This window comes from Microbacterium sp. ISL-59, assembly GCF_018613945.1.
GTDB lineage: Bacteria > Actinomycetota > Actinomycetes > Actinomycetales > Microbacteriaceae > Microbacterium > Microbacterium oxydans_B.
In genome coordinates, this window is record NZ_JAGGPG010000001.1 from 650,784 (window position 1) to 674,978 (window position 24,195).

At 68.2% G+C, this 24,195-nt stretch carries 21 protein-coding genes; 4 read left to right on the plus strand and 17 right to left on the minus strand.

Annotated features, from left to right (window positions below; genetic code table 11):
• Positions 1-2: 2 nt before the first annotated feature.
• Genes J7E45_RS03145 through J7E45_RS03190 form a run of 10 tightly spaced genes read right to left on the minus strand, consistent with a single transcriptional unit; the run spans position 3 to position 11,359 of the window.
• Positions 3-1,097 carry a glycosyltransferase family A protein gene (locus J7E45_RS03145; RefSeq protein ID WP_215066982.1) on the minus strand — a complete coding sequence of 365 codons (1,095 nt, stop codon included), beginning with the start codon at positions 1,095-1,097 and terminating at the stop codon, positions 3-5.
• Positions 1,094-2,209, minus strand: coding sequence for a glycosyltransferase family 1 protein (locus tag J7E45_RS03150; RefSeq protein WP_215066984.1), 1,116 nt, complete (start codon positions 2,207-2,209; stop codon positions 1,094-1,096). The genes J7E45_RS03145 and J7E45_RS03150 overlap by 4 nt, the downstream gene beginning before the upstream one ends.
• Positions 2,206-3,267, minus strand: coding sequence for a glycosyltransferase family 4 protein (locus J7E45_RS03155; RefSeq protein WP_215066986.1), 1,062 nt, complete (start codon positions 3,265-3,267; stop codon positions 2,206-2,208). Before J7E45_RS03155 ends, J7E45_RS03150 begins: the two co-directional genes overlap by 4 nt.
• Before the next feature lies 1 nt (position 3,268).
• Positions 3,269-4,402 (minus strand): glycosyltransferase family 1 protein, encoded by a 1,134-nt coding sequence (locus J7E45_RS03160; RefSeq protein WP_215066988.1) that lies wholly within the window; start codon positions 4,400-4,402, stop codon positions 3,269-3,271.
• Entirely contained in the window at positions 4,395-6,191 is a 1,797-nt protein-coding gene (locus J7E45_RS03165; RefSeq protein WP_091034012.1) for an ABC transporter ATP-binding protein, read from the minus strand. The genes J7E45_RS03160 and J7E45_RS03165 overlap by 8 nt, the downstream gene beginning before the upstream one ends.
• Entirely contained in the window at positions 6,188-7,396 is a 1,209-nt protein-coding gene (locus J7E45_RS03170) for a glycosyltransferase (protein ID WP_215066990.1), read from the minus strand. The genes J7E45_RS03165 and J7E45_RS03170 overlap by 4 nt, the downstream gene beginning before the upstream one ends.
• A 49-nt stretch (positions 7,397-7,445) precedes the next feature.
• Positions 7,446-8,432: a Gfo/Idh/MocA family protein gene (locus J7E45_RS03175; RefSeq protein ID WP_215066992.1), complete on the minus strand. Its 987-nt coding sequence runs from the start codon at positions 8,430-8,432 to the stop codon at positions 7,446-7,448.
• Positions 8,429-9,526 carry a DegT/DnrJ/EryC1/StrS aminotransferase family protein gene (locus tag J7E45_RS03180; protein WP_091034020.1) on the minus strand — a complete coding sequence of 366 codons (1,098 nt, stop codon included), beginning with the start codon at positions 9,524-9,526 and terminating at the stop codon, positions 8,429-8,431. The genes J7E45_RS03175 and J7E45_RS03180 overlap by 4 nt, the downstream gene beginning before the upstream one ends.
• Positions 9,523-10,134 (minus strand): acyltransferase, encoded by a 612-nt coding sequence (locus tag J7E45_RS03185; protein WP_036303408.1) that lies wholly within the window; start codon positions 10,132-10,134, stop codon positions 9,523-9,525. Before J7E45_RS03185 ends, J7E45_RS03180 begins: the two co-directional genes overlap by 4 nt.
• Positions 10,135-10,180: 46 nt before the next feature.
• Positions 10,181-11,359: a glycosyltransferase family 4 protein gene (locus J7E45_RS03190; protein ID WP_091034023.1), complete on the minus strand. Its 1,179-nt coding sequence runs from the start codon at positions 11,357-11,359 to the stop codon at positions 10,181-10,183.
• A gap of 57 nt (positions 11,360-11,416) precedes the next feature.
• Here J7E45_RS03190 and J7E45_RS03195 point away from each other — a divergent pair, with 57 nt between their 5' ends.
• Together J7E45_RS03195 and J7E45_RS03200 are read left to right on the plus strand one after the other, a co-directional pair.
• Positions 11,417-12,115 (plus strand): glycosyltransferase family 2 protein, encoded by a 699-nt coding sequence (locus J7E45_RS03195; RefSeq protein WP_215066994.1) that lies wholly within the window; start codon positions 11,417-11,419, stop codon positions 12,113-12,115.
• Positions 12,116-12,118: 3 nt separating this feature from the next.
• On the plus strand, positions 12,119-12,472 hold the full coding sequence (locus J7E45_RS03200; protein ID WP_029262010.1) for a DUF2304 domain-containing protein: 354 nt from the start codon (positions 12,119-12,121) through the stop codon (positions 12,470-12,472).
• Here the strand turns inward: J7E45_RS03200 and J7E45_RS03205 are convergent.
• The 5 genes from J7E45_RS03205 to J7E45_RS03225 all read right to left on the minus strand — a co-directional run bounded on the left by J7E45_RS03205 (position 12,456) and on the right by J7E45_RS03225 (position 19,342).
• The gene (locus J7E45_RS03205; RefSeq protein WP_215066996.1) at positions 12,456-14,345 is read right to left on the minus strand and encodes a DUF6541 family protein; all 1,890 of its coding nucleotides are present in this window, start codon (positions 14,343-14,345) and stop codon (positions 12,456-12,458) included. The genes J7E45_RS03200 and J7E45_RS03205 overlap by 17 nt on opposite strands.
• Entirely contained in the window at positions 14,342-15,079 is a 738-nt protein-coding gene (locus J7E45_RS03210; RefSeq protein ID WP_091034031.1) for an ABC transporter ATP-binding protein, read from the minus strand. Before J7E45_RS03210 ends, J7E45_RS03205 begins: the two co-directional genes overlap by 4 nt.
• Complete coding sequence (locus J7E45_RS03215) at positions 15,076-16,014, minus strand: ABC transporter permease (RefSeq protein WP_231481684.1); 939 nt, start codon at positions 16,012-16,014, stop codon at positions 15,076-15,078. The genes J7E45_RS03210 and J7E45_RS03215 overlap by 4 nt, the downstream gene beginning before the upstream one ends.
• Before the next feature lie 81 nt (positions 16,015-16,095).
• Positions 16,096-18,033 carry a cell wall-binding repeat-containing protein gene (locus tag J7E45_RS03220; protein ID WP_215066998.1) on the minus strand — a complete coding sequence of 646 codons (1,938 nt, stop codon included), beginning with the start codon at positions 18,031-18,033 and terminating at the stop codon, positions 16,096-16,098.
• Positions 18,034-18,268: 235 nt separating this feature from the next.
• Positions 18,269-19,342: a glycosyltransferase gene (locus tag J7E45_RS03225; RefSeq protein ID WP_215067000.1), complete on the minus strand. Its 1,074-nt coding sequence runs from the start codon at positions 19,340-19,342 to the stop codon at positions 18,269-18,271.
• A gap of 122 nt (positions 19,343-19,464) precedes the next feature.
• Between J7E45_RS03225 and J7E45_RS03230 the strand changes: the two genes are divergently transcribed.
• Both J7E45_RS03230 and J7E45_RS03235 read left to right on the plus strand, forming a co-directional pair.
• Positions 19,465-21,228 carry a DUF4012 domain-containing protein gene (locus tag J7E45_RS03230; RefSeq protein WP_091034042.1) on the plus strand — a complete coding sequence of 588 codons (1,764 nt, stop codon included), beginning with the start codon at positions 19,465-19,467 and terminating at the stop codon, positions 21,226-21,228.
• A gap of 143 nt (positions 21,229-21,371) precedes the next feature.
• Positions 21,372-21,959, plus strand: coding sequence for a hypothetical protein (locus J7E45_RS03235; RefSeq protein ID WP_215067003.1), 588 nt, complete (start codon positions 21,372-21,374; stop codon positions 21,957-21,959).
• Positions 21,960-22,160: 201 nt separating this feature from the next.
• Here the strand turns inward: J7E45_RS03235 and J7E45_RS03240 are convergent, their stop codons facing one another.
• Positions 22,161-23,615, minus strand: a complete 1,455-nt coding sequence (locus J7E45_RS03240; protein WP_215067005.1) for an LCP family protein — start codon at positions 23,613-23,615, stop codon at positions 22,161-22,163.
• Positions 23,612-24,079 carry a 5-(carboxyamino)imidazole ribonucleotide mutase gene (gene purE, locus J7E45_RS03245; protein ID WP_091034535.1) on the minus strand — a complete coding sequence of 156 codons (468 nt, stop codon included), beginning with the start codon at positions 24,077-24,079 and terminating at the stop codon, positions 23,612-23,614. Before purE ends, J7E45_RS03240 begins: the two co-directional genes overlap by 4 nt.
• Between the last annotated feature and the right edge of the window lie 116 nt (positions 24,080-24,195).

Below are 24,195 nucleotides of genomic sequence, written 5' to 3' on the forward strand. Positions count from 1 at the left end.
TCCTATGCGGCGCGCGCCGCCCGTCGTGCCCTGCGCTGTGCGAGGAGCGAGGCCGAGAGGAAGCGCAGCGGGGCGTCACGGTCGAGCGTGCGGTGCAGCGAGGGCGTGAGCATCGCGCGGGGCTGCGCATACCGTCGCCGCCGTTCGACGAGCGCGGCGACGTCTTCGACCGGGGCGTTCGCCCGGAGCCGATCGATGAGCTCGCCGTCGAGACGCGAGAGCGAGCGCAGCGCCGAGGGCGCCGACCTCAGCAGCGTCTCCAGCGCGGACGCCGCATCGCTCACGGCGGTGGCGTCCAGCTCACGTCGGCCCAGCGCCCCGAGCACGTGCACGCGGATGAGTTTGCGGGTCACAGCTGCCCTGTCCGTCTCACCGAGACCGCCCCACGTGTCCTCGGCGACGAGCAGCGGCGCGAAGGCGAGCTCGGTCGCGAGAGTTCGAGCGGATTCCGTGACACGGTCGACAGCATCGTCGCCGACGAGGTACGCGTCGCCGTCAGCCGCGGCGACCACCGTGCGCGCACCGAACCACAACCGGATGCTGGGGGCGATGTCCTCCCCCGTCTCCAGCCCCTCCACGGGGCGTGCGTGTTCACGGAGGGCGGCGGAGAAGAGTCCCATCGTGCTCGTGCGATAGCTCAGACGGTCACGCACCGGGTCCAAGACGACACGGCCGGGACGGCGCGGTGGCGTGGGGAACCCCTCCCCGACCGCGGGGATCAGCATCGCCGGCAGCACAGCGTCCGCTCCTCTTTCCTCGGCACGACGGACCCAGCCGTCCAGGGCGCCGGGACTGAGTCGATCGTCGGAGTCGATCTTCGTGAACCACGGAGCCCTCACCCGGTCGAGGGCGAAGTTCATCGGTCCGGCCGGCGACGGGATCCCGTCACGGAACCCGACGACTTCGACCCTGGCGTCCTCGGCATACGGCCCGAGCGCCGCTCGGATGCGATGCTCCTCGATGTTGTGCGCCACGACGAGAAGACGCACCGGCACGTTCGTGTGCTCGAGGACGCTCTGTGCGAGTCTGCGCACCGGCCGCGATGCGGAGTGCACCGGAACGAGCACGTCGACCTGTGCGGGCGTGGCCATCGTCATCGGCCCGCGATCGTGTCGATGGCGCTCTTCCACACCGGCATCTGCGCTTCTGCGGACAGCTCGCGTGCCGCGTCGGCCGCCGCCGCCTTGAATCGGTCGACCCCCTGCGGGGTGAGTGCATCGAGCGCACGCGCCACGGCGTCGGCGGAGAAGTCGTCGGAGACGACACCCAGTCCGTGGCGCGTCAGCGTCGCGGCCATCTCCGGCGACGGTCCGATCACGAGCCCGAGCCGGGCCTGCACGTACTCGAAGAACTTGTTCGGCATGGCATACGCGTTGTTGTAGTTGGTGGGCGCGAGGATGTGGATGCCGACGTCGTAACCGGCGAGGGTGTCGATCAGCGAGTCGAACGGTACCGGGTCATGCATCCGGACCGTCGGCACCCGTGCTGCCGCCGCCCGGAGCTCTTCCAGATACGCCGGATCGTTCGGCGGGAGATACAGGTCGAGCGTGACATCGGCGGAGGTGCGCTCCATCGCCTCGATGAGCGTGCCGAGTCCGCGATTCCGCAGCGCCGCACCGGCGTGGACGACCCGGATCGGCGACGGCGTCGGGTGAGGTTCGCGCTCCGAGTAGGCGGGCGCGTTCATCACGAGCTTCGTGTCGAAGGCGAACTCGCGTCGATAGCGGTCCGCGATCGCTCGGCCGACGGTCGTGGTGGAGGATGCCTTCGAGACGAACTTCCGCAGCTGCCAGCGCAGGAACGGGGCGACGAAGAGCCGGAAGGTCAACTTCTCCGTGTGCAACGTGGGCGCGTACTCGTGCAGATCGACGTGGAAGCCCTTGGTCGGCGCGAGGCCGGCGGCCACACCGGCGGACTCCACCTCGTTGGCGAGGATCACGTCGAATCGGTGGCCGGCGAGATGGTCACGCGCCCACGCCAGGGCACGGTTTCCCCAGTACGCGCGGCGGTACTGTCGGGCGATCATCGCCGCGCGGGGATAACGCCAGACCGCGAGCTCTTCCGGGATCTCGAAGTGCTCGACGCTTCCCTCGGGCTTGGGGCCATAGCCGCAGGTGACGATCTCCCAGTCGTCTTGGAAGAGCTCGATCTGACGCCGCACCCGAGGGTCCGACTCGATTCGGGAGAACGAGAGGACGAGCAGCTTCATCTTTGTCCCTTCCTGTCCAGCGCCGTCTCATAGACGGCATCGAAGGCGGCACGGCGCGCGTCGTCCGAGAAACGGAGCTCTGCACTGCGGCGGATCTCATCGCGGTCTCGATCCAGAACGTCTTCGACGGCGGCCGCCCAGTCCGTCGCGTCCGTCGTGCCGACGAGTGCCCCGTCCTCGGCGCGGACGAACTCGGTGTGGCCACCTTCATCGCCGACGACGACGGGGAGTCCATGACGGAGCGCTTCTGCGATCGCCACTCCGAAGGTCTCCCCTTCCGTCGGAAGGAGGAAGACGCGAGCCGAGCCGAGCAGGCCCGAGATCTCGGCGGGATCGACGTTACCCCGCAGCTCCACCCGGTCTCGAACCCCCAGTTCGGACGCACGCGCGAGCACACGATCGCGCTCGGGGCCGTCGCCTGCCCAGATGAGACGGGAGTCCCGGCCTCGTCCCACCAACGCCGCGACGGTTTCGACGGCGAGCACGGGGCGCTTGCGTCCGATGAGCCCACCGACCCCGACGATCACCAGGTCGGTGATGTCGCGTGGCGGCTCCACCGGCGCTGACACAGCGTTCGGTACGACGACCGTCGGGCCCGTGCGCGTGCGGCGGACAGCGGTGGCGAGCTGCTCGCTGACAGCGATCACCACGGCTGGATGCTGAAGCAGTCGCGCCATCCAGCCCCCGACCACGCGCACCGGGAGAGGCGCGGTACGCGGGCTGAGCAGGCCGGACCAGTGCTCCGTGTGCACCCACGGAACAGACAGCCTTCGTGGCACGGCAGGCAGCGCGGAGATCGCGTGGCTGTGCACGATGTCGACACCGGCGGCACGTTCTCGGATGGCTCGACGCGCGCGACGGATCCCCCGGAGCGACGCCGCGGCATACGGGATGCGTTCGACGGCCGCACCGTCGAGCGGTCGATCGGTCGACGTGCTCAGGTGCAGCACCGACACCTCGTGGGACCGGCGGAGAGTCTCGACGTCGCGTTGCACGAAGACGCCGGTCTGCGGGTTCTCGACGGTGGGATACCACGGGGTGACGATGAGGATCCGCATCTCAGCTTCCCTCGCGCCCGGCGATCGCATCGAGGCTGCGCCGCCAGACCTGGACCTGCTCCTGCGCGCCCAAGGCGTGGGCGCTGGCGTGCGCACGCTCCTTGTACCGGCGAACGTCTTCGACGGTCAGCGCATCGATCGTGCGAGTGAGGTCGGCGGCGTCGAAGCCGTCGGCGACCGCGCCGAAGCCGTACCGTTCCACGTACTCGCGCATCTCGGGCGATGGGCCGATCAGGACGCCGAGACGGGCCTGCACATAGTCGAAGATCTTGTTCGGCAGGGCCCACGTGTTGTTGAAGTTCGTCGGCGGAAGCAGGTGGATGCCGACGTCATAGGCGTTGATCGTGCGGATCAGGTCCGCATACGGCACGGGATCGAGGATTCTGACCCGCGTGCTCCCCTCGGTGAGAGCGCGCAGCTCCTCGAGGTAGTCCGGGTGGTTGGGGGTCAGATACAGATCCAGGGTCGCATCCGCACTGGACGCCTCGACCGCCTGGATCATCTCGTCGAGGTTGCGGTTACGCAGACACGCACCACTGTGCACCAGGCGCAACGGCCCCGCGACCGGAGTCGGAGTCAGGTCCGCGAAGGGGGCGGCATTCGTGACGAGCTCCGGACGGAAGCCGAACTCCTTCTCGTACTCACGGATCAGGCCGTTGCTCACCGTCGTCCAACTCGCGGCCTTCGACACATACGTCCGGCAGATCCACTCGTGATACGGCTTGATGCGCCGAGCCCACGCCGCATGCTCCTCGTTCAGACGCGGGGTGTACTCGTGGAGGTCGGCATGGATGCCGAGGCGCGGACGGAGCCACTGCGCGACGCCGACCGCTTCGGGTTCGTTCGCGAGGATGATGTCGTACTCACCGCGGGGAAGATGCTCGCGGGCCCACTTGACCGCCGAGATCCGCCAGTAGACGGCGCGGTAGGCGTGGAGCGTGATCAGACGCCCGTTGTAGTCCTGGTAGTCGGCAGACCGCGGCACCTCCCAGTGGGCGGTGACCCCCTCGGGTGCGGGACCGTACCCGACTGTGGTGAGCTCGAAGTCGTCGCGGAAGGCGACGACTTGCTTGAGCACACGCGCATCGGAAACGATCGGCGAGAACGAGATCAGCAGCAGACGCGGCTTAGTCATCTGTCGGGTCTTTCGTCAGACCGGCCAGCGCAGCCTGATGGGCGAACTCGGGCTCCTGCGCGATGACCTCTGCGAAGGTGCCGCGGGCGCGGACCTCTCCGTCCCGGAGGAACCACACCTGATCCGAATGCCGGATCGTCGACAGCCGGTGCGCGACCGAGATAACGGTGATCTCTGCGCCGAGCGCATCGATGGAGGCCGTCACCGCAGCCTCCGTTCGCGTGTCGAGCGCACTCGTGGCCTCGTCGAGGACGAGCACGAGCGGCTCTGCGTAGAGGGCGCGCGCGATCCCGAGACGCTGGCGCTGACCGCCGGAGAGCTGGAGCCCTCGGTCGCCCACGCGTCCGTGGATGCCGTCCGCTCTGGCTTCGACGACGTCGAGCAGCTGCGCCTTGCGCAGCGCTTCGCGCACGCGGGTCTCGTCGAAGTCATCCGTCCAGGTCAGGGCGACGTTCTGTGCGATCGTGGCGTCGAAGAGCGCCACGTCCTGTGGGACGTATCCCACGCGCCCGCGCCACGCGGCCATGACATCGGTGAGGTCCTGGTCCCCCAGCGCGATGTGTCCTGCCGTCGGGGTGAGGAGTCCGAGAAGCAGATCGACGAGTGTCGACTTCCCGGCCCCGGAGGCCCCGACGATCCCGACCCTGGTGCCGAACGGAATCGATCCGGTCACGTCGGCGAGGGCCGGCCGGGGCGCGTTGGGGAAGGTGAACCCCGCACCGTGGAAGTTCAGCTCGGTAGGAGTCCCGACGATGGGATCGTGCCCGATGTGCTCGGAATTGTCGCGGTAGCGCCGCGACGACTCGATGTCGCGCAGCACGGCCTCCACATGGGGGATGTTCGCGGTCATCATCGAGACGAGCGACTGGAATCCGGTCAGCGAGGGGACGAGACGGAACCCGGCGACGCCGAAGAGGGCGATGGCCGATACGGCGGCCTCGAATCCCGAGAAGAGCATCGCCGCACCGCCGACGAGCAGGAAGCCGCCCACGATGCCGGCGTCCAGGACGAAGCGCGGCACCGAGGAGAGGAAGTTCAGATTCGCCCGCGCCTTGGCCGACACGCTGCGATCCGCCTGGACGACGCGAGCGACCTCATCGGACTTGTTGCGCAGCGTGATCTCCTTGAGGGCGGACACCATGTCCGTCATCAGCGCGGCGACCCGGAAAGAGTAGTCGCGGTTCACCCGACCGGCCGTGACGGTGCGGCGCGAGAGCACCACGTACAGCAGCAGCGCGATGAGTCCGAGATAACAGACGGTCACGAGCGCGGTCAGCGGCTGCATGATCACGATGACCACCACCACGAGAAGCGACGTCGTGAGCAGAGCGGGCAGACTCATGAACGGCAGCAGGAAGCCCGACGTGACGTTGGCGATCCCGACGTCCGCGAGACGGACGAGATGCGTCGTGTTCCGCTGGAGCCTGTCGATCCACGGCGCGTGGATATAGCTCTGGAAGAGCTGATCGCCGATCTCGAGCTCGAAACTGGCGAGCCGTCTGGTCGCAAACCACTGCATGATCAGCGACGCCGTCGACTTCAGGATGATGAGTCCGGAGACGAACACGATGATCCAGATGTAGCCGTCGGGTCCGATGGCCCCGACCACCGGCAGCTGCACCGGAGTCCCGGCGAGCATGGACGAAAGCGAGACGGCGAGGATCATGAGCGCCGCGACATCGAGCGCGGCCAGCAGTGCGGAGAGCAGCACGAAGGTGTTGATGTAGCGACGAGCCGAGTCGGGGAGATTCGGCATGATGTCGCGATATGTAGAGAAGATCGCTTTCATAGGACTTCCTCGCTCCAGGGAGCGGTCACGCCGAGGAAACCGGCGAGAGCGAGCGCCGAGCGCCGCCCGTCATGGACTCGGCGCACGAACGCGGGACCTCGTGCGGCGAGCGTACGGAAACTCTCGGGATCCGCGCAGATCTCGCGCAGGGCGTCTTCGAGTGTGTCGGGGTTCGCGAAGACGCACGGCGGAACAGCGCCGGCCTCCTCGGCCTCACTCACCGCGAGATCGGTGAGGTAGGTCACCACGACGCGCCCGGCCGCCATGGCCTCGACGGCCGCGACGCCGTAGTTGCCCATGCGCAGGGCGTCGATGACGATGTCCGCCGAACGGTACAGATCAGGCATCTCGTCCGCCGGCACCGCGTGCGCCTCCCGGTACTCGATCAGCCCTTCGGCCTCGAGGCGGGCAGCTGCTTCGCGCACGGCCGCCGTGCCTTTGACGATTCCGCTGCTGGGCACGTGCATAACGACCGGCTTCGCGCGGGTCATCGGAGGCTCGGTGCTCGCCCAGCGGTCGGGATCCACCACGACCGGGAGCCAGCTGGCGGGCGGCAGGTGCCGCGCAAGGGTGGCCGTCGAGTAGAACGTCGGCAGGGCCAGCGAAGACGCGAGTGCGCTGCGGACCTGAGCGCTCTGCTCCAGCAGGGGCGTCTGATCCCACTCGTCGCCGTGAAAGGGAGAGTAGGGGTTGTCGGAACGGTGCACGCTCGGGACCCGCACGTCAGTGCCGTGGGCGATCAGCCCCACCTGCAGGCCGGCGTCCTTCATCGCGGCGACCTCCTGCCGGACGTCACCGTCGAAGAGTTCGCCGAAGATCGGACGGACCGCTTCCACCAGCACGTGGGAGAACCCATTCACGACGGCGTCGAACTGCGCGCGCTGCCACCGCCAGCTCTTCAGGAAAACGGCCGTGGGCAGGGCGTAGTCGGCAGGGAACCCGAAGTCGCCGGTCGGATTGCGATACTGCATGTTCACCGCGCCCACCCCGGGGAGGAGCTCGGCGGCTCGCGCCCACCGGAACGCCTGCCCCGCGAAGTTCACCGGCGCGATGTACAGCCGGACGTCACCGTCGGGGGCGACCACCGGTGCGGGAACGTCTGCGGCGTCGAACCCGTAGCGAGAACCGGCGATGCGGAGCCGGATGCCCTCCGGAAGCGCGTCGAGGACGCGACCGGCGCTCCGACGCACGAAGGAACCGCTCATCGTGTCACCGGATCGGAAGGCGTCTGGCCCTGAGCCATGGTTCGACGACTCACAGCCTCACGGAGTCGCCGTCACGTGCGGACTCGAGTGCGGCTTCGACGACCACCAGCGTGCGAAGGCCCTGCTCCATGGTGACCACGTCGGTGCGCTGGCCGAGGACGGCGTCGCGGAACGCCTCGTGCTCGACGCGCAGCGGTTCGCGCTTCGCGAAGGCGAAACGGGTGACATCGCCTTCGGAGACCCCGCGGAACGACGAGACGGACTCCCACTCCAGCGGGATCGTGCCGTTCGCGTAGAAGGTCAGGTCGCCGGTGGACGTGTCGGCGAGGAACGCACCCTTCTCCCCCGTCACGACCGTCAGCCGCTCCTTCATCGGGCTCAGCCAGTTCACGATGTTGTTGACGATGACGCCCGACGCCGTGCGTCCTGTGATGGTGATCATGTCTTCATGCTCGCGGCCGCTCTTGAACGCCGTCTGCGCGAAGATGCGCTCGTAGTCGCTCTGCACGACCCACGCCGTGAGGTCGACGTCGTGCGATGCCAGGTCCTTCGCGACCCCGACATCGGCGATGCGCGAGGGGAACGGCCCCTGCCGGCGCGTGACGACCTGGTACACGGCTCCGAGTTCGCCGGCTTCGATGCGGCGCCGGAGTTCCTGGACAGCGGGGTTGAAACGCTCTATGTGACCGACGGCCCCCACGAGACCGGCTGATGCGAAGGCGTCGACCATGCGCTGGCCGGCATCGACGCTGTGCGCGATCGGCTTCTCCACCAGGGTGTGCACACCCGCGGCGGCCAGCTTCAGGGCTGCATCCTCATGGAATCGCGTCGGGACCGCGACCACGGCGATGTCGATGCCCGTGGCGATCAGTGCTTCGATGTCGGGGAGGATCTGGAGATCTCCGGCGACGCCGTGCGGGTCGCCCCCGGGATCGGCGATCGCCACCAGTTCGACGCCATCGATCTCCCGGAGGACGCGTGCGTGGTGACGCCCCATCATCCCCACGCCGAGCAGGCCAGCGCGCAGAGTCATCACGCACCCGCCTTTGCGATCGCGTTGACGGCGGCGACGATGCGTTCGAGATCGTCCTGGGTCAGCGACGGGTGGACCGGCAGGGAGGCCACCTCGCGGGCGGCGCGTTCGGTCTCCGGCAGGTCGAGCCCCGGAGCGAAGTGCGTCAGCGAAGGCAGCCGGTGGTTCGGGATCGGGTAGTAGACCCCGGCGCCGACGTTGTATTCGTTCTTGAGCGCGGCGACGAAACCGTCGCGGTCCTCGGGAACACGGATCGTGTACTGGTGGTAGACGTGCACGGCGCCGTCCGCGACCGGAGGCACGATGACGCCCTCGAGATTGGCGTCGAGGAACGCGGCGTTGGACTGCCGGGTCTTCGTCCAGGCATCGACCTTGGTCAGCTGCACGCGTCCGATCGCGGCGTGGATGTCCGTCATGCGGGCGTTGAAGCCGATGACCTCGTTCTCGTACTGACGCTCCATGCCCTGGTTGCGCAGGAGCTTCACCTGGCGTGCGAGTTCGTCGGTCGCCGTGGTGACCATGCCCCCCTCGCCGCTGGTCATGTTCTTCGTCGGGTAGAGGCTGAACATGGCGAAGTCGCCGAACGAGCCCACCGGGCGTCCGTCGAGCGAGGCGCCGTGGGCCTGAGCCGCGTCCTCGTACAGCGCGATCCCGCGCTCGGCGGCGAGGGCCTCCAGCTCCCGCATGCGGGCCGGGTGGCCGTACAGATGCACGGGGAGGATGCCCTTGGTCTTCGGCGTGATCGCGGCCGCGACCGCCTCGGGGTCGAGCGAGAACGTGTCGGGCTCGATGTCGACGAAGACCGGCGTACCACCGGTGAGGGCGACGGAGTTCCCCGTGGCGGCGAAGGTGAACGACGGCACGATGACCTCGTCACCGGCACCGACGCCGGCCGCCAGCAGGCCGAGGTGCAGGCCCGCGGTGCCGGAGTTCACCGCGACGGAGGGGCGACCGGGCACGAAGTGCGCCGAGAACTCCTGCTCGAACGCGGCGACCTCGGGGCCCTGAGCGACCATGCCGCTGCGCAGGACTCGGTCGACGGCCTCCCGCTCTTCGTCGCCGATGATGGGCTTCGCGGGGGGAATGAACTCGCTCACACGGTCTCCTTGCTCAATGTGCCTTCTGATTCGATGTATCTGTCGCCGGTGCTCGGGCAGACCCAGATGTCTGCGTCGTCGGCGGGCTTCAGCGGGATCCCTGCTTCGCCCACCCATCCGATGCGCCGCGCCGGCACGCCGACGACGAGCGCGTACGCCGGGACATCCTTGACGACCACCGCACCGGCGGCGACCGTCGCCCAGGCACCGATCGTCACCGGAGCGACGCACGTCGCTCTGGCGCCGATGGACGCACCCGTCTCGATGGTCACGCCGACCGGCTCCCAGTCGTGTGCGCTCTTGATCGATCCGTCGGGGTTGATCGCCCGCGGGTAGGTGTCGTTGGTGAGCACCACGGCGGGTCCGATGAACACGCCGTCGCCGAGCTTCGCGGGTTCGTAGACGAGGGCGTAGTTCTGCACCTTGCAGTTGTCGCCCATCTCGACGCCGGTGCCGATGTAGGCGCCGCGTCCGACGATGCAGTTCTCCCCCATCCGCACGCCCTCGCGCACCTGCGCGAGGTGCCAGACGGCAGAGCCGTCGCCGATGACGGCGTCAGGGGACACATCTGCGGATTCGACGATCCGCACGCGAGAGGTTTCAGTCACGGGGGCTCCTAGCACGCCGCCGGGAACTGGCAGCACTGACGAGATTCTACTTGGCGCTGCGCCGCGAACCTCGACGCGCGCCGCGAACGACGTCCGCAGCCCGGGCGCCCACCGTGCGCAACGACGCGTTGTCGACGGCCCAGGCGACGCGTGCGGGCCTCGCGTGCTCGGTGGTTCCGTCCGCCCACTCGGCGAGCAGTCGCCGCATCGCAGCGGCGACATCATGGGCGTCGAAGCCGACCGCTTCGCCGAGCCCTCCCGCGCGCACGACCTCTCCGCCGGTCTCCGCGCCGGCGAACAGCACGGGCGTGCCGACCGCCGCGGCCGCATACGTCTTGGTCGGTCGCGCGAAGTCGTAGCCGATGCCGGGGACGATGCTCACGAGCGCCGCCACTGCCCCTCTGAGCCACGAGGCGGACTCCGCGGGTCCGACGAGTCCCCCGAAATGCACGCGGCCCGGTGCGATCCGCTCCGCGAGCACCTTGAGTTCCGGTTCCACCGACCCCTGCCCGAAGAACCGGATGTGGACGTCGACCTCGGAGAGCTCCGCCAGGGCACGGATGAACACCTCAGGCTGCTGCCACTCCGACATGGTTCCCGTGTAGACGAAGTACGGGACGTCTGCCGACGGGGCCGGCACGTCGGGCGAGAAGACATCGGTGTCGATCCCGTTGCCGACGCTGATCACGCGCTCGGGACGGCCGCCGATGTCTCCCAGTCGTTCGGCGACCTCCGGCGACACGGCGATGGCGGATGCGGCGCGCCGCAAGACAAAGCTCTCGACGGCGCGCATGACCGCGATCACCGGTCGAGGCGCCTCCATGGACGCGACCGCGTCGGTCCAGACATCGCCCGGGTAGTACACCAGGACGCGTCCGGTGAGCAGGGCGGCGACCGCGGCGACAAGTCCGGTCGTGGGCGGTGCCTCCGCGACGATCACGTCGGCGCGATGCCGCAGCAGACGGAAGAACAACGGGATGTCGAAGGAGAGGTACTGCACGTAACCGCGGATGGCTCCGGTCCGATCACGAAGGACCCGGGCTCGCCGAACGGTGACGCCCGGAGCATCGGTGGTCGTCATCCCGTGGGGTGGCCGAGTCGTTAGCACCACGACGTCGGAGTCGGGTGCGAGAGCCCGGACGAGTGCGTCCATCCGGAAGCTGGCGGCTGTGACTTCCGGCGTGTACAGCCGCGTCGCGACGACGACCCGTCTTCTCCTCGGCATCCTGCCCCTGTAGCTCGGTTGATGAAGGTCCGTTCGGACACCTGACACAATAGAACCATGTCCTCGAGCGTCCCCGCGCCTCCCTCCCCCGACCTCAGCGCCTGGGTCGTCATCCCCCTCTACAACGAGGCGAGCGTGATCGGCGGCGTGGTGGAGAGCCTGAAACCGTTCTTCGCGCACATCGTCTGCGTCGATGACGGCTCGCGAGACGGATCCGCGCGCGAGGCGGAGAAGGCGGGCGCCATGCTCGTGCAGCATCCCGTGAACCTGGGCCAGGGTGCGGCGCTGCAGACCGGATTCGACTTCGCGCTGGCGCACCCGGAGTGCGAGTACATCGTGACCTTCGACGCCGACGGCCAGCACCGCATCGAGGATGCCATCGGCATGCTGCAGCTCGCCCGCGACGAAGACGTCGCCATCGTCTTCGGATCCCGATTCCTCGACGACCGCACGAACCCCGGTTGGATCAAGAAGGTGATCCTCAAGACGGCCGTGTGGGTCACCAATCTCACCACGAGCCTCAAGCTCACCGACGCCCACAACGGGCTCCGCGTCATCCGACGCGACGCCGCAGCGGCGATCGATCTCCGACAGGACCGGATGGCGCATGCCACCGAGATCGTGCTGGAACTCGGCCGAACCCATCTCTCCTGGAAGGAGTATCCGGTGGAGCTCCTGTACACGGACTATTCGAAGGCGAAGGGCCAGAGCGTGCTCAACTCCGTCAACATCCTCGTCGACCTGGTGGTGAGGTAGCCCATGTGGATCCAGATCCTCCTGATCTCCGCCATCGTGGTGCTCGCGGTGTTCATGATGCGCCGGACGGGCGCAGACAGTCACCTCGCGATTCGTCGACTGCTCATGGGCCTGTTCGTGATCGCCGCAGTGCTCTCGGTGCTCTTCCCGCAATGGCTGAGCTGGCTCGCGCAGCTCGTCGGCGTCGGTCGCGGCACCGACCTCGTGCTCTACGCGCTGATCGTGATGTTCCTCGCGTTCGTGTACTCGCAATACCGCCGCAACGTCGCCCAGCAGCGGCAGCTCACCCTCCTGGCCCGCAAGATCGCCCTGCTCGAGGCCTCAGAGAACGAGAAGCACCCTACTCACAACCCGTGACCTCGTAGAGGACGGCGTCGCCGACGCGGTCCACCTCGGTGAGGATCGAGGAATCGTCGAGGCCGTGCAGGCCGTCGAAGGTCGTGTAGTGGTTCTCGAACAGCACGCGGTCGCCGAAGTCGAGGGCGTGCGTCACGCCGAGTCTGTCGATCGCGTCGCACACGGCGGGCCCGCCCTCCACCAGGTACCTGGCCAGGGTCGACGCGTCATCGCCGTAGCGCCCGGTCACGTGCGGGAAGACCACGTCGTGCCCGGTGAATGCGAACAACAGGCCGGCTCCGGTCAGCGGGTCGCCGATCACGACGGCGTCGTCGGGCAACTCGTCGTCGATCTCGTCGAACAGCGCCACCTCGTCGGGTGAGAGCCCCTGCGACGCCTCGCTGAACTGGAAGCTCACGCTGCGCATGTAGCCCACGTCGTTGCGAAGTCCCACGAGATGGGTCGCCCCTGCGACGGCGACGATCGCGACGACAGCGACCACGAGGCCCCTGCGTCCTGCGCGCCACCAGCCGCGGATCCATTCGACGACGACAGACGCGCCGAGCGCGGCGAGGGGCAGTCCCCACACCGCGATGAGCGCTCCGACGCGGGTCGTGTCGTCGTACCAGACGCCGACGAAGACACTGCGGATCGATTCGACCGGGAACCAGGTCGCCATCAGGAAGAAGAAGATGCTCACGGCGTAGGAGCCGAGGATCCACCACGTCCGGTCCTTCACCACGCGCCAGATACCGATCGCCGCCAGCGGCCCGAGCAGGAGCCCCGTCGACCTGCCGACCGGGCTGAGGAATGCGACCTCGCCGAGAGCCTGCCCCAGAGAGGAGGTGGGAAGCCACTCGTGCGTCGTCACATTGGCCACGATCCAGACCACGGCGAGTGCGACCGCCCCCAGAACCACCGAGAGTGCGACGACGACCCGTGTCGTGCTTCCGCCCGCGCGAGCTGTGCGCCACGCCAACCAGACGAGGTAGGGCACGAGCAGCACCACCGCGCCGAGAAGTGCGGAGGGATGCGCGAGGGCGACCGCACCCGCAGCCGCGAGGGCGATGAGGATGCGCAGCGTCCTCCCCGCCCACGAGAGCGCCGGCGCGAAGGCGATCAGGACGACCGCGAGGAAGATCGGGATCAGCGCGGTGCCGAGCAGGTTGGGATAGAGGACGCCCCAGTTGAGGAAGCCGAGGGGGAAGACGCTGAAGCCCAGACCCACGAGCGGCGCCCACGTGGTGGCAGCCGGGCGGGACGGGAACGCCACGGCGGTCAGGCAGGCGAGGGCGACGGGCCACACCAGCGCGATCACCGCGACGGTGGTCACGTTGGTCGCCGCGACGATGCTGCCCGCGGCCGGCACGACGAGACTGACCAGCGCGTGCCAGAGGGTGGGATAGAACGACGTCGCGGCGCCGGGCACCACCATCGTCATGTGCAGCGGGGAGGCGTCGCCGGTCTCAGCGATGAACTCGACGGCGTTCAGGTGGAACAGGCCGTCATAGAGCTGGGAGGGGTTGCCGGGAGCCCCGATGCCCAAGGCGACGATGCCGATCCAGGCGACACCGGCCGCGGCGAGCGCGATCCATGCGCCCCTCCCCGCACGGGGTGCGGTGTCGACCGCGCGCCGGTCGAAGAACCGGAGCGCCGCGGCGACGACCCAGATGACGACGGTGACCACGGCCACGGGGATCAGTCCCCAGCGCATCCCCAGCAGCGGTGCGAGGAGAGACGCGGCAGCGAGAACGCCGAGGGAGACGGCGATCGCCACACCGAGGCGCACGATTCCCTGTACGCCGCGAAGGCAGAGCCCGATGGGCAGCCCCGGGACGATCAGAAGGGCGGCCGCGACGAGCAGCGCAGGGATCTGGCCGATCCAGTCGCTCACGCGTCCACCAGAGCGATGGCGCCCTCGACCTCACCGTCGTAGATGACCTCGCCCTTGTTGATCACGATGCCGCGGGTGCACAGCTCACGGACCATCTCCATGTCATGGCTGACGACGACGAGGGTCTTGCCCGCGGCGATGAGCTCTTCGAACTTGAGTCGGCACTTCTCCCGGAACGGCGCATCGCCGACGGAGAGGATCTCGTCGACGAGGAGCACGTCGAGCTCGACGTGGATCGCGACCGAGAAGGCCAGCCGCATGAACATCCCGGAGGAGTAGTGCTTGACCTCCTGGTCGATGAACTGCTCGATCTCGCTGAACGCCACGATCTCGTCGTAGCGAGCCTCGATCTCGTGGCGCTTCATCCCGAGGATCGCCGCGTTGAGGAAGACGTTCTCGCGTCCGGAGAGTTCGGGGTGGAAGCCGGCGCCGACCTCGATGAGACCGGCGACCCGACCCCGGGTCAGCACCTGTCCGTCATCGGGCTCCATGACGCCGGAGACCAACTTGAGAAGCGTGGACTTGCCCGATCCGTTGAGCCCGAGGATGGCGACGGACTCACCCTCGCCGATGACGAGGTCCACGCCTTTCAGCGCTTCGAACTGGCTGGTGAGCTTCTGCCGCTTGATCCACGCGACGACGGTGTCCTTGAGGGAGAACGCGTGGTTGAGCGTGAACCGCTTGCGCACGTCGTCGATGATGATGCTCGGCCTGATCGCCGTCTGTTCACTCATAGGTCCTGTGCGAACTTTCCCTCGAGGCGGCGGAAGACGAACTGCCCGATCAGCAGGGTGGCGACGGCGATGAGGAACGTCCACAGCGTGTTCCAGCCCAGGTTCGGCGGCAGTTCGATCATGCCCTTACCTGCGTATCCCGCGGCCGAGATCATGCCCTCGCTCGCCGGGCGCCAGAAAGCGTAATGGAAGAGCTCCACGCCCTGGGTGATCGGATTGAGGAGGTACAGCTCCACGAGCCACGACGGCCAGTGCAGCCGGTCGACGACCGCCTGTTCGACCATGGTCCACGCGTACAGCACGGGTGACGCCCATGTCGCGAGCAACAGCATCAACTCCACGATGTTCTCCGCGTCGCGGAAGCGCACGTTGACGGCGCCGAAGAAGAGGCCGAGGCCGAGGCTGAACACCATGACGATGATCATTCCCGCGAGCACGGCGAGGATGCTCAGCACCGAGATATGCGCGATCCATCCCATCAGGAGGCAGACCACCAGCAGCAGCCCGACCTGCGGGAGGAAGTGCACGAACGCGACGATCACGGCCGAGACCGCGAACAGCTGGCGCGGAAGGAACACCTTGCGCACCAGCGGGGCGTTGCCGACGATCGACGTGGTCGCGTTCTTGAATCCCTCAGAGAACAGGTTGATCACCACGATCCCCGAGAACAGGTAGACCGCGTAGTTCGGAATCCCCTTGTCGAGATTCATGAAGATGCCGAGGACCACCCAGAACACGAGGAACTGGGCCGCGGGTCGCACGTAGGACCAGGTCCATCCGAGCACCGAGTTGCGGTACCGCGTCGTGACGCCCGTGCGGACGAGAAGGTTCAGCAGATAGCGCCACCGCACCACGTCGATGAGCCCATGGCTTTTGCCGGGGATGTCGAAGTCGGCTCGCGGGATGATGGCGTAAGGATCGGGTTTGATCGTCACAGGTGTTCCATCCGGGAAAGGAGCAGCCTTCATACTAGCCGGGGCATGCTGAGGATCTGCGCTGCCCACGCGCAGACGATCTCAGCATCGACGAAGCTGGCCGATGCCCTCCGCGGAGAGCACTCCCGTCCCGCCGACCAGGGTGACGGTCGTCGCTCCCCTGGTGCGCAGGAACTCCGCCGCCTGGGGGAACATGCAGGTGCTCTGCGAGAGCACGAGCGGGACCCCGAGCCTGCCGGCGAGAGCCGATCCGGTGAGGGCGTCCGGGAAGTCGTCACCCGTGGCGACGAGCACTCGCAGTGCCGTCGAGGGGAAGTACGCGTTGTTCACGGCGATGTTCGTCAGGTATCGATCGGTGCCGGAGAGCCGGTTCATCTTGAAGCCCTGGCCCTGCAGCTGGGCGACCACGGAATCCTTGACGACGCCGGCACCGCCCACGACCGTGATGTTCGTGGCCCCGATCTTCCGGAGCGTCGCGATCGTCGCGGCATCAGCGCTGTTGGCGAGTCCGTCCACGAGCAGCACCGGAATGCGCCCTGCACCACCGGCGGCCGCCGCGCTGAGAGCATCCGGGAAATCCGCACCGGTCGCCAGGAGAACGTTGGCGCTCGCGCCGGAGCTCTCGACGATGGCACGCGAGGTCGAGTAACGGTCTGCGCCGCTGATCCGCTCGATCTTGGCAGCCGGTACCGCGGCCTTCGTCTGCGCCGCCACGGCGTCCGAGATCACGCCCACCCCGCCGACGAGGACTACCCGGGTGGGTGCGAGCCTCTTGAGCTCCGCCGCGACGTTCGCCGGGATGGCTCCCGGGGTCGTGAGCAGGAGCGATGCCTGCGCCTTGCTCGCCGCCGCCACCGCCGAGAGGGCGTCGGGGAAGTCGAGGCTCGTCGCGAGGAAGACCGTTCTGGTCCCGGTGGGCCATGCGGCGCGGGAGGCTTCGACCGCGGTCTGCTCTCGACTGTTCCCGGAGATCCGGTCGACCTTCACCGTCGTCGCCGTGTAGGCGGCGGACTGTGCCGTCGCATCGACGTAGCCGGCACGCTTGGCCGTCAGCTTGACCTCGAGCTTCGTGCCGCTGTCCGCGACGGTCAGGTTGTACGACCGCCCGGTGGCACCGGGGATCGCTGTCCCGTTGCGGAACCACTGGTAGAGCGTCGTGGTGGCAGCGGGCGTGAAGACGCCCGTCGCCGTGAGGGTCTGACCGGGGATCACGTAGCCGTTGACGAGCGGCTTGCCCGCAGTGAAGGTCAGCGTCCGCGTCGGACCGAACCAGTCGGTGAAGTAGTTGTAGAAGTTCCGGTTGCCGTAGGCCGAGCATCCGTCACCCTCGCCGTAGCCGGCGCGTAGGGCAGCCGCGTTGGGCTGGTACGGCGTGTAGTAGTAGAGAGCCGACGTCGCCTTGTTCGCGACGTACACCGGCGCGGAGCCGCAGGATGCCTTGGGGTTGTAGAGGATGTTCCAGGTCTTGCCCGGCGCATACCACTGGAACCACTTGCCTTCCATGTAGATCTGCATCTGGCGGGCGGCGCCGTAGATCTGGTGGAAGAAGCCGATGAAGTTCGGGTCGCACGGCGCGGTGTCCGGGCATCCCTGCCCGAGAGCGATCCGATAGCGCCAGGCGCTCGGCCACGTGTGGGTGATCAGCCCCTGCTCCTTCTGGAGCATCACGATCAGCACCTGCGGGTTGATGTTGCAGGCCTGCGAGACGCGGTAAATGATGCGCGCGGCCGATTCGTTCGCGGCGCCCGTGTATCCGCTGCAGTACTGGTCTGCCGGGCGGGTGACCGTGGTCATCCGGAAGTCCTTCAGGCAGACGATCGCCTCGTTGTTCTCGTCACGGCCACCCAGGCAGCGCGCGACCTTGCCGTTGAAGAAGGTCTGGATCTGCGCCTCGGTCATCGTGCTCTTGTTCGTGAACACGGCGTCGCTGATGAGGTTTCCCGGTGTGAAACCGGTGAGGCTGCTCTTCGCGATCCCCGCATCGACGGGGGCGGCGGAGGCGTTCGCGACTGTCGCCACGGGTGAGGCGACCGTCGCCTGAGCAGCGGCGGCGGGAACGACCGTTCCGAGAACGAGGGCGGAGACAGCGAGGAAACAGGTGAGGAGTGGGGCAGTCCTCAGGGTGTTTCGCGAGCGTGGGGCACGTCGAGACATGTGACCAGTGTGACGGAAGTTGCAGGATGATGCCACTGTTGCGCCTCTTTGGCCACAGCACCCCGGCGTGTCGCACCGATGCGCAGGTGGCTCCCAGCCCTCAGAGGTCGGCGTGCAAAGCCCAGAGCCGCTCCGCCGAACTCGCCCAGGAGAAGGCCCTGGACCGATCCGCGGCCAGGACGCGCAGCCGGTCCGCCGCGGCATCCGTCGCCTCCGCCATAGCGTCCGCGATCTCGTCGGCGGCGACCAGCTTCCCCCCATCGGCGATGACATCCCGGTGCGAGCCGCTGTCGACCGCGACGACAGGGATCCCGAGGGCCATCGCCTCGACCGCGCGCCATGGCCACCCGGCAGAACTGCTCGTCGCGGCGAACACCGATGCCCCGGCCAGCACGGCCGCACGGTCCGCGGTATCCAGCGCACCTCGGATATGCGCGCGCCGCTCGGGGAGCCCCGCGGCCGAGGCGAGCTCCGCGTAACGGGGTTCCGCACCATCGGGAGCGCCCAGCACGACGGCATCGATCCCCGCTGCGACAGCGCCGCGGAAACCGTCGTGCAGATCGGCCGCCGACCCCGCCAGCACCACATAGTGTGCGGGCAACGACAACGCGGCTCGCCTTTCGGCGGCGTCGACAGGCGCCGCGAATCCACGGGGCGGAGCACCCGCCACCACGCGGACGCGATCGCCGAGACGTGCGAGTTCCGACAGCCGCTCGGCGACGGCATGCGAGGGCACGACCACGGCATCGGCATGCTTCACTGCCCGCCGGAGCATGCCGCGCTGCCAGGCGACGAGGCTCTTGGACAGCTGCTCCGGTGCGTCCCAGGCGCGCAGATCCCACAGCGTGACCGTGGTCTGGTGGTTGTCGTGCACGCGGTCATGCCGCACGAGCGGGGCCATCAGCGTCGGCGAATGGATCATTCCTCCGCCGACCCCCGGAGCGATCCCGAGCTGCCAGGAGGCGGCCAACTCGCGACGCCCGAGCCCGAGGGTCCGCACCTCGCCGACACCGGCGACCGGCACCTCCGCACCCGTAGGAACGATGGCGTCCACCGTGCACCCGGAAGGCGCCGTCGCGATCAGTCCGACCGTGAGATCGAGAGAGGCGGAAGCCTGGTCGGGGTCGACGACGTGCACGAGCTGATCCAGAACAACACGCAGCCGAGCACCCATGCGATCAGGCTATCCTCGCCGCGCAGCTCCCCCGTGGAGCGCACCGCCCGCGCCGCGACAATGTCAGCGTTCCCACAGTTTTCGCCCACCGCCGCCCCAGCGGTTCGTGCTTGAATGCTCGAGTGAGCGATGGTCGTCTTCCCGTCCGACGCCGATGGATCGGGTGGACCGTCGGCGTTCTGCTGTCGATTCTTCTCATCGCGATCGGCTGGGTGGCGATCCGCGGGATCGGCGCGGTCAACGACCTTCAGCAGGTCGCCAAGGGCGCCACGCAACTGAAGGCATCGATCGCCTCGGGCGACCTCGAAGAGGCGGAGCGGATCTCCGGGAGCATCGCGCGCAACGCGGCATCCGCCGACGACCTCACCTCGGACCCCGTCTGGCAGGCATTCGGCGTTGTGCCGTGGCTCGGACCGAACTTCCGGGCGGTGAGCGAGATCGCCGAGATCGCGAACGACGTCTCGACCGACGCGCTCACGCCGTTGCTCGATGTGGCCGGCGGACTCGATCTGGCGGGCCTGGGCGTCAAAGGCGGCACGATCGACCTCGCCCCTTTCGCCGAGATCCAGAAGCCGCTCGGGACAGCGAGCACCGCCCTCACCGCTGCGGAGCAGCAGGCCAAGCGCATCGATGCGGACGCGACCCTGCCACCCCTCGCCGACGCCGTACGTGAACTGCGATCCGCGGTGACCGGGGCAGCGACAGCGGTCGGCTCCCTGCACGGTGCCTCTGTCCTGCTCCCGACGATGCTCGGCGGCGAAGGCCCGCGCAACTATGTCCTGGCCATGCAGAACAACGCCGAGTTGCGCTCCTCCGGCGGGATCATCGGCTCGATCGCTCTGTTGCATGCGGAGAACGGCACGATCACGCTGCAGAGACAGGCGTCGACCCGGGACTTCCCGCCGCTGGACACCGCTCTGCCGCTCAGCGAGTCCACGATCGCCCTGTTCGACGACCGCCCCGGTCGCTACCTCCAGAACATCACCGCCATCCCGGACTTCGCCGAGGCGGGCGAGATCATCGCGGCCCGGTGGACGGGTCGCTTCGGCGGGACCGTCGACGGCGTCATCGCCGTGGACGCGGTCGTCGCGGAGCACCTCATGAAGGCGACCGGAGACCTCGCTTTCGGACCCTTCACGGCCACAGCGGACACCGTGACGGACATCCTGCTGTCCCAGATCTATGCTGCCGTCCCCGATCCCGCCGCACAGGACGCGATCTTCGCGCAGGCGGCGGGCGGCCTGTTCAGCGCCGCGCTGTCCGGCGGCGACCCCCGGGCTCTCATCGGGGCACTGGCCACATCGGCGGACGAGAGTCGGATCCGCATCTGGAGCGCACACCCGGAGGAGGAGGCCGTGCTCGCAGCCTCCGAACTGGGCGGCACGATCCCCACGGACAGCGACGACGCGACCTACGTGGGTGTGCTGATGAACGACACCACCGGCGGGAAGATGGACTACTACACCCGTGCATCCATCACGACGTCGGTCGGCACGTGCCAGGGCGCTCCGACCACGCAGGTGCGCGTCACGTGGACGAATACGGCCCCGGCGGACGCCGCGACCTCGCTGCCCGCCTATGTCACGGCCGACGGTTTCTACGGCGTCCCCGCCGGCACGGTGCGCACGCTGATCGCGGTGTACGGGCCGGAGGGCGCGACGCCCGCCCATGTCGACCGCGACGGCGAGGAGGAAGGCGTGCAGACGGCCATGCTCGGCGATCGTTCCGTCGTGCAGCACGAGGTCTCCCTCGCCCCCGGCGAATCGACGACCATCACGGTCGAGTTCGAGGGCACGGGCGCCGGAGAGCGATTCACGGAAGTGCGGCACACCCCGCTCATCGAGGCTCCGGAAACCGCACGGAAACCGCTGAACTGCGCAACGTGACATTCCGCGCTCGATAGGGTAGCGTTGAGCCACTGGGGAATATCTGGAGTCTGCAATCTTGCCGTGGGGGCAAGACGACTCCACGCAGTCGGATGCAGGGGTGTATCCGGATGCGATTCCGCGTGAAATTCTGGGGAGAAATCATGCTGAAAAAACTGGCTGCCATCAGCCTTACCGCTGGCGCGCTCGTATTCATGGCGCCCGCCGTCGCATCCGCTGCGCCGACGCCGGTTCCGGCCGCGTCCACCGATTCGTACACGACGCCTCCCGGCGTCGAGGTCGGCGACCCGGTCATCGACATCTGCGAAGTCTCGACCATCGTGTTCGGACCGGGATACTTCCTGCCGTCCGAGAACGTGAACGTCTCCGTCTCCGGCCTCAATGCCGGGAATGCCGCCGTCTCGGGCAACACCGCCGCGACCGACGGCAGTCTGACGCTCACGTTCCGCCCGCCTTCCGATGGTGAGGGCTCCTACGCCGTCTCCTTCGGCGGCTCGCGCTCGTACACCGCGACGATCACCGTCGCGCACGGTCACGATGCAGCTTCGACGTGCGACCACGATCCTGGGGTCGCACCGGCAGGCGCGGAGATGCCGCTCACGGGCGACGGATTCGAACTCGCCCTCACCGGCGGAAGCGTCTCGCCGTGGGTCCTCGGAGGCGGCGCCGGGGCGCTCGTCGCCGGTGGCGCCCTCGTCGCGGTCGGAGCGTCTCGCCGCAAGCGCGCCTAGGTCCGGCTGCCGCCTCGCGCGGTGGTCGACTGGACGACGGTGATCCCTCCCCCTCCGATCACCGTCGTCTGGTGCATCCGGTGGCACCCACCGGAAGCCCACGGCCCGCCCCTTCTGGGACGGGAGGGCCGTGGGCTTTGTCGCGCACTCGTGGCCGGCGGAGTGCCCGCCACCATCTCCGGTCGACGCGGGTAACGTTCGTCAGGGAGCGGGGCTCGGCGTCTGCGTCGGGGGATGCAGCGACGTCGCGATCAGGTCGTGGATGGAGCTGTAGTCCGGCTCATGTTCGTCCACGCCGAAGTCGGGCGTGAGCTCGATCGACGTGACCTGCTGCTCCTTCGCCTTGAGCATCAGGTCGAAGAACTCCGGCAGCTTGTCCGAGGGCAGATCGGTGCTGATCAGCGCCGTACCCGCCGCCGCCACCTCGTTGAACCGCGTGAGCACGGTCTGCGGTGTGAACTGGGCGAGGATCGCCTCCTGGAGCTCACGCTGACGCTTCATGCGATCCCAGTCGCTGGTCGTGTAGCGGGATCGGGCGTACCACTGAGCCGTGTCGCCGTTCATCCGCTGCGTACCCGGCTCGATCCAGCCGATGGCCCATTCGTTCACATCGGTGCCCGTCCAGCCCTCGGGCGGTCCGCCCTTCGGAAGGCGCTCGGTGACATCGATCTCCACACCGCCCAGAGCATCGACGAGCTCCGCGAAGCCGTGCATGTCCACGAACACGTAGTACGGGATCTCGATGCCGAGTACCCCCTCCGCTGCGTCCTTGGTCGCCTCGATCCCCGGGTCGGAGCCGTGGGCGACAGCGTCGGGATAGAGCCCTGCTCCCCCGTCTTCGCGGCACACCTCGGCCGCGTTGCGCACATGGTTCATCCACCCGTTCCAGCCGCACGTCGATGAGCTGTGCCCTTCGAAGCCGTTCGGATAGAGCTCCTGCATCGGGCTACCCTCGCTGAACGGGGCGTTCGGGAGTTCGCGCGGGATGCCGGTGATGGTCACAGCGCCGGTCTCGGCATTGACCGACACGACCGAGATGCTGTCGAACCGCATCGAGTCACGTCCGTCGCCGCTGTCGGCGCCGAGCAGCAGGATGTTGTAGTACCCGTCGCTCGGCTCCACGCTCGGGCCGCTCTGCCCGAAGATCGAACCGAGCGTATTGCGCACCGAGCCCACGGCGGTCGCCGCATACGCGGCTCCGCCACCGACGAGTCCCAACAGCACCAGGGCGACGACGGGGATGGCCATGCGGGACAGTCCGGGCACCTTCACGAGGCGCACGAGGCGCAGCGCGTCGAAAGTCAACACGATCCAGAGCACGACGTATCCGACGATGAGCACCTGCACGATCGTGAGGACGGCGGCCGAGAAGAACCCGCCGCCGATCGTGATCCACAGCAGGACCGGACGCGCGAACAGCGCGAGGCCGAGGGCGACGATCGCCAGGAACCAGGCGATGAGAGTCGCACCGAGGCCGAAACGACCGAGTCGGCGATTGCCGGCGAGCACCTGCGCCGAGCCCGGCAGCAGGAGATTCATCGCGACGAGCCACCAGCCGCGCTTCGCCATCGTGCCCGGATCGGAGACATCCGGGTGCCGCAGCGGCCGGGTCTCGATCAGTGGGCGCCCTGATGCGCGCGGAGGCGCAAGGGTCACAGTGACCCCTTCAGCCGTTCGTTCTTCTGCTCGACCAGGGCCTCCAGCTCGCGCGCGAAGGCCTCGACCCGGTCGGCGATGTCGGGGTCTGCCGTCCCGAGGATGCGAGCGGCCAGGAGTCCTGCGTTGCGGGCGCCGCCGATGGACACGGTGGCGACGGGGATCCCGGCAGGCATCTGCACGATCGAGAGCAGCGAGTCCATGCCGTCGAGGTAGGCGAGCGGCACCGGGACGCCCACGACGGGAAGCGGGGTCATCGAAGCGAGCATCCCCGGAAGATGCGCTGCTCCCCCGGCGCCCGCGATGATGACGCGGACACCTCGGGAGCGCGCGTCACGCGCGTATGACATGAGCTTGTCGGGGGTGCGGTGCGCCGAGACGACTTCGACCTCGTGCGGGATGCCGAACTCGGTGAGTGCCGCGGAGGCGTCGCTCATCACGCGCCAATCGGAGTCGGATCCCATGACGACGCCGACAAGAGGAACGGCGGAGGAGTGCAGTGGCTCGGTCACCAGATCAGGCTACGGTCTGCCGCTGGGAGAAACCCCGAACGCCGCGCCTGTTCGGGCGCATGTTTCGC

Excerpts from the sequence above, each read along its gene's own strand:
- J7E45_RS03210 (WP_091034031.1), bottom strand. The coding sequence starts at position 15,079 with ATGAGTGAACAGACGGCGATCAGGCCGAGCATCATCATCGACGACGTG.
- J7E45_RS03200 (WP_029262010.1), top strand. The coding sequence starts at position 12,119 with ATGTGGATCCAGATCCTCCTGATCTCCGCCATCGTGGTGCTCGCGGTG.
- J7E45_RS03145 (WP_215066982.1), bottom strand. The coding sequence starts at position 1,097 with ATGACGATGGCCACGCCCGCACAGGTCGACGTGCTCGTTCCGGTGCAC.
- J7E45_RS03160 (WP_215066988.1), bottom strand. The coding sequence starts at position 4,402 with ATGACTAAGCCGCGTCTGCTGCTGATCTCGTTCTCGCCGATCGTTTCC.
- J7E45_RS03165 (WP_091034012.1), bottom strand. The coding sequence starts at position 6,191 with ATGAAAGCGATCTTCTCTACATATCGCGACATCATGCCGAATCTCCCC.
- J7E45_RS03225 (WP_215067000.1), bottom strand. The coding sequence starts at position 19,342 with ATGGGTGCTCGGCTGCGTGTTGTTCTGGATCAGCTCGTGCACGTCGTC.
- J7E45_RS03190 (WP_091034023.1), bottom strand. The coding sequence starts at position 11,359 with ATGCCGAGGAGAAGACGGGTCGTCGTCGCGACGCGGCTGTACACGCCG.
- J7E45_RS03170 (WP_215066990.1), bottom strand. The coding sequence starts at position 7,396 with ATGAGCGGTTCCTTCGTGCGTCGGAGCGCCGGTCGCGTCCTCGACGCG.
- J7E45_RS03195 (WP_215066994.1), top strand. The coding sequence starts at position 11,417 with ATGTCCTCGAGCGTCCCCGCGCCTCCCTCCCCCGACCTCAGCGCCTGG.
- J7E45_RS03235 (WP_215067003.1), top strand. The coding sequence starts at position 21,372 with ATGCTGAAAAAACTGGCTGCCATCAGCCTTACCGCTGGCGCGCTCGTA.
- J7E45_RS03155 (WP_215066986.1), bottom strand. The coding sequence starts at position 3,267 with ATGCGGATCCTCATCGTCACCCCGTGGTATCCCACCGTCGAGAACCCG.
- purE (WP_091034535.1), bottom strand. The coding sequence starts at position 24,079 with ATGGGATCCGACTCCGATTGGCGCGTGATGAGCGACGCCTCCGCGGCA.
- J7E45_RS03150 (WP_215066984.1), bottom strand. The coding sequence starts at position 2,209 with ATGAAGCTGCTCGTCCTCTCGTTCTCCCGAATCGAGTCGGACCCTCGG.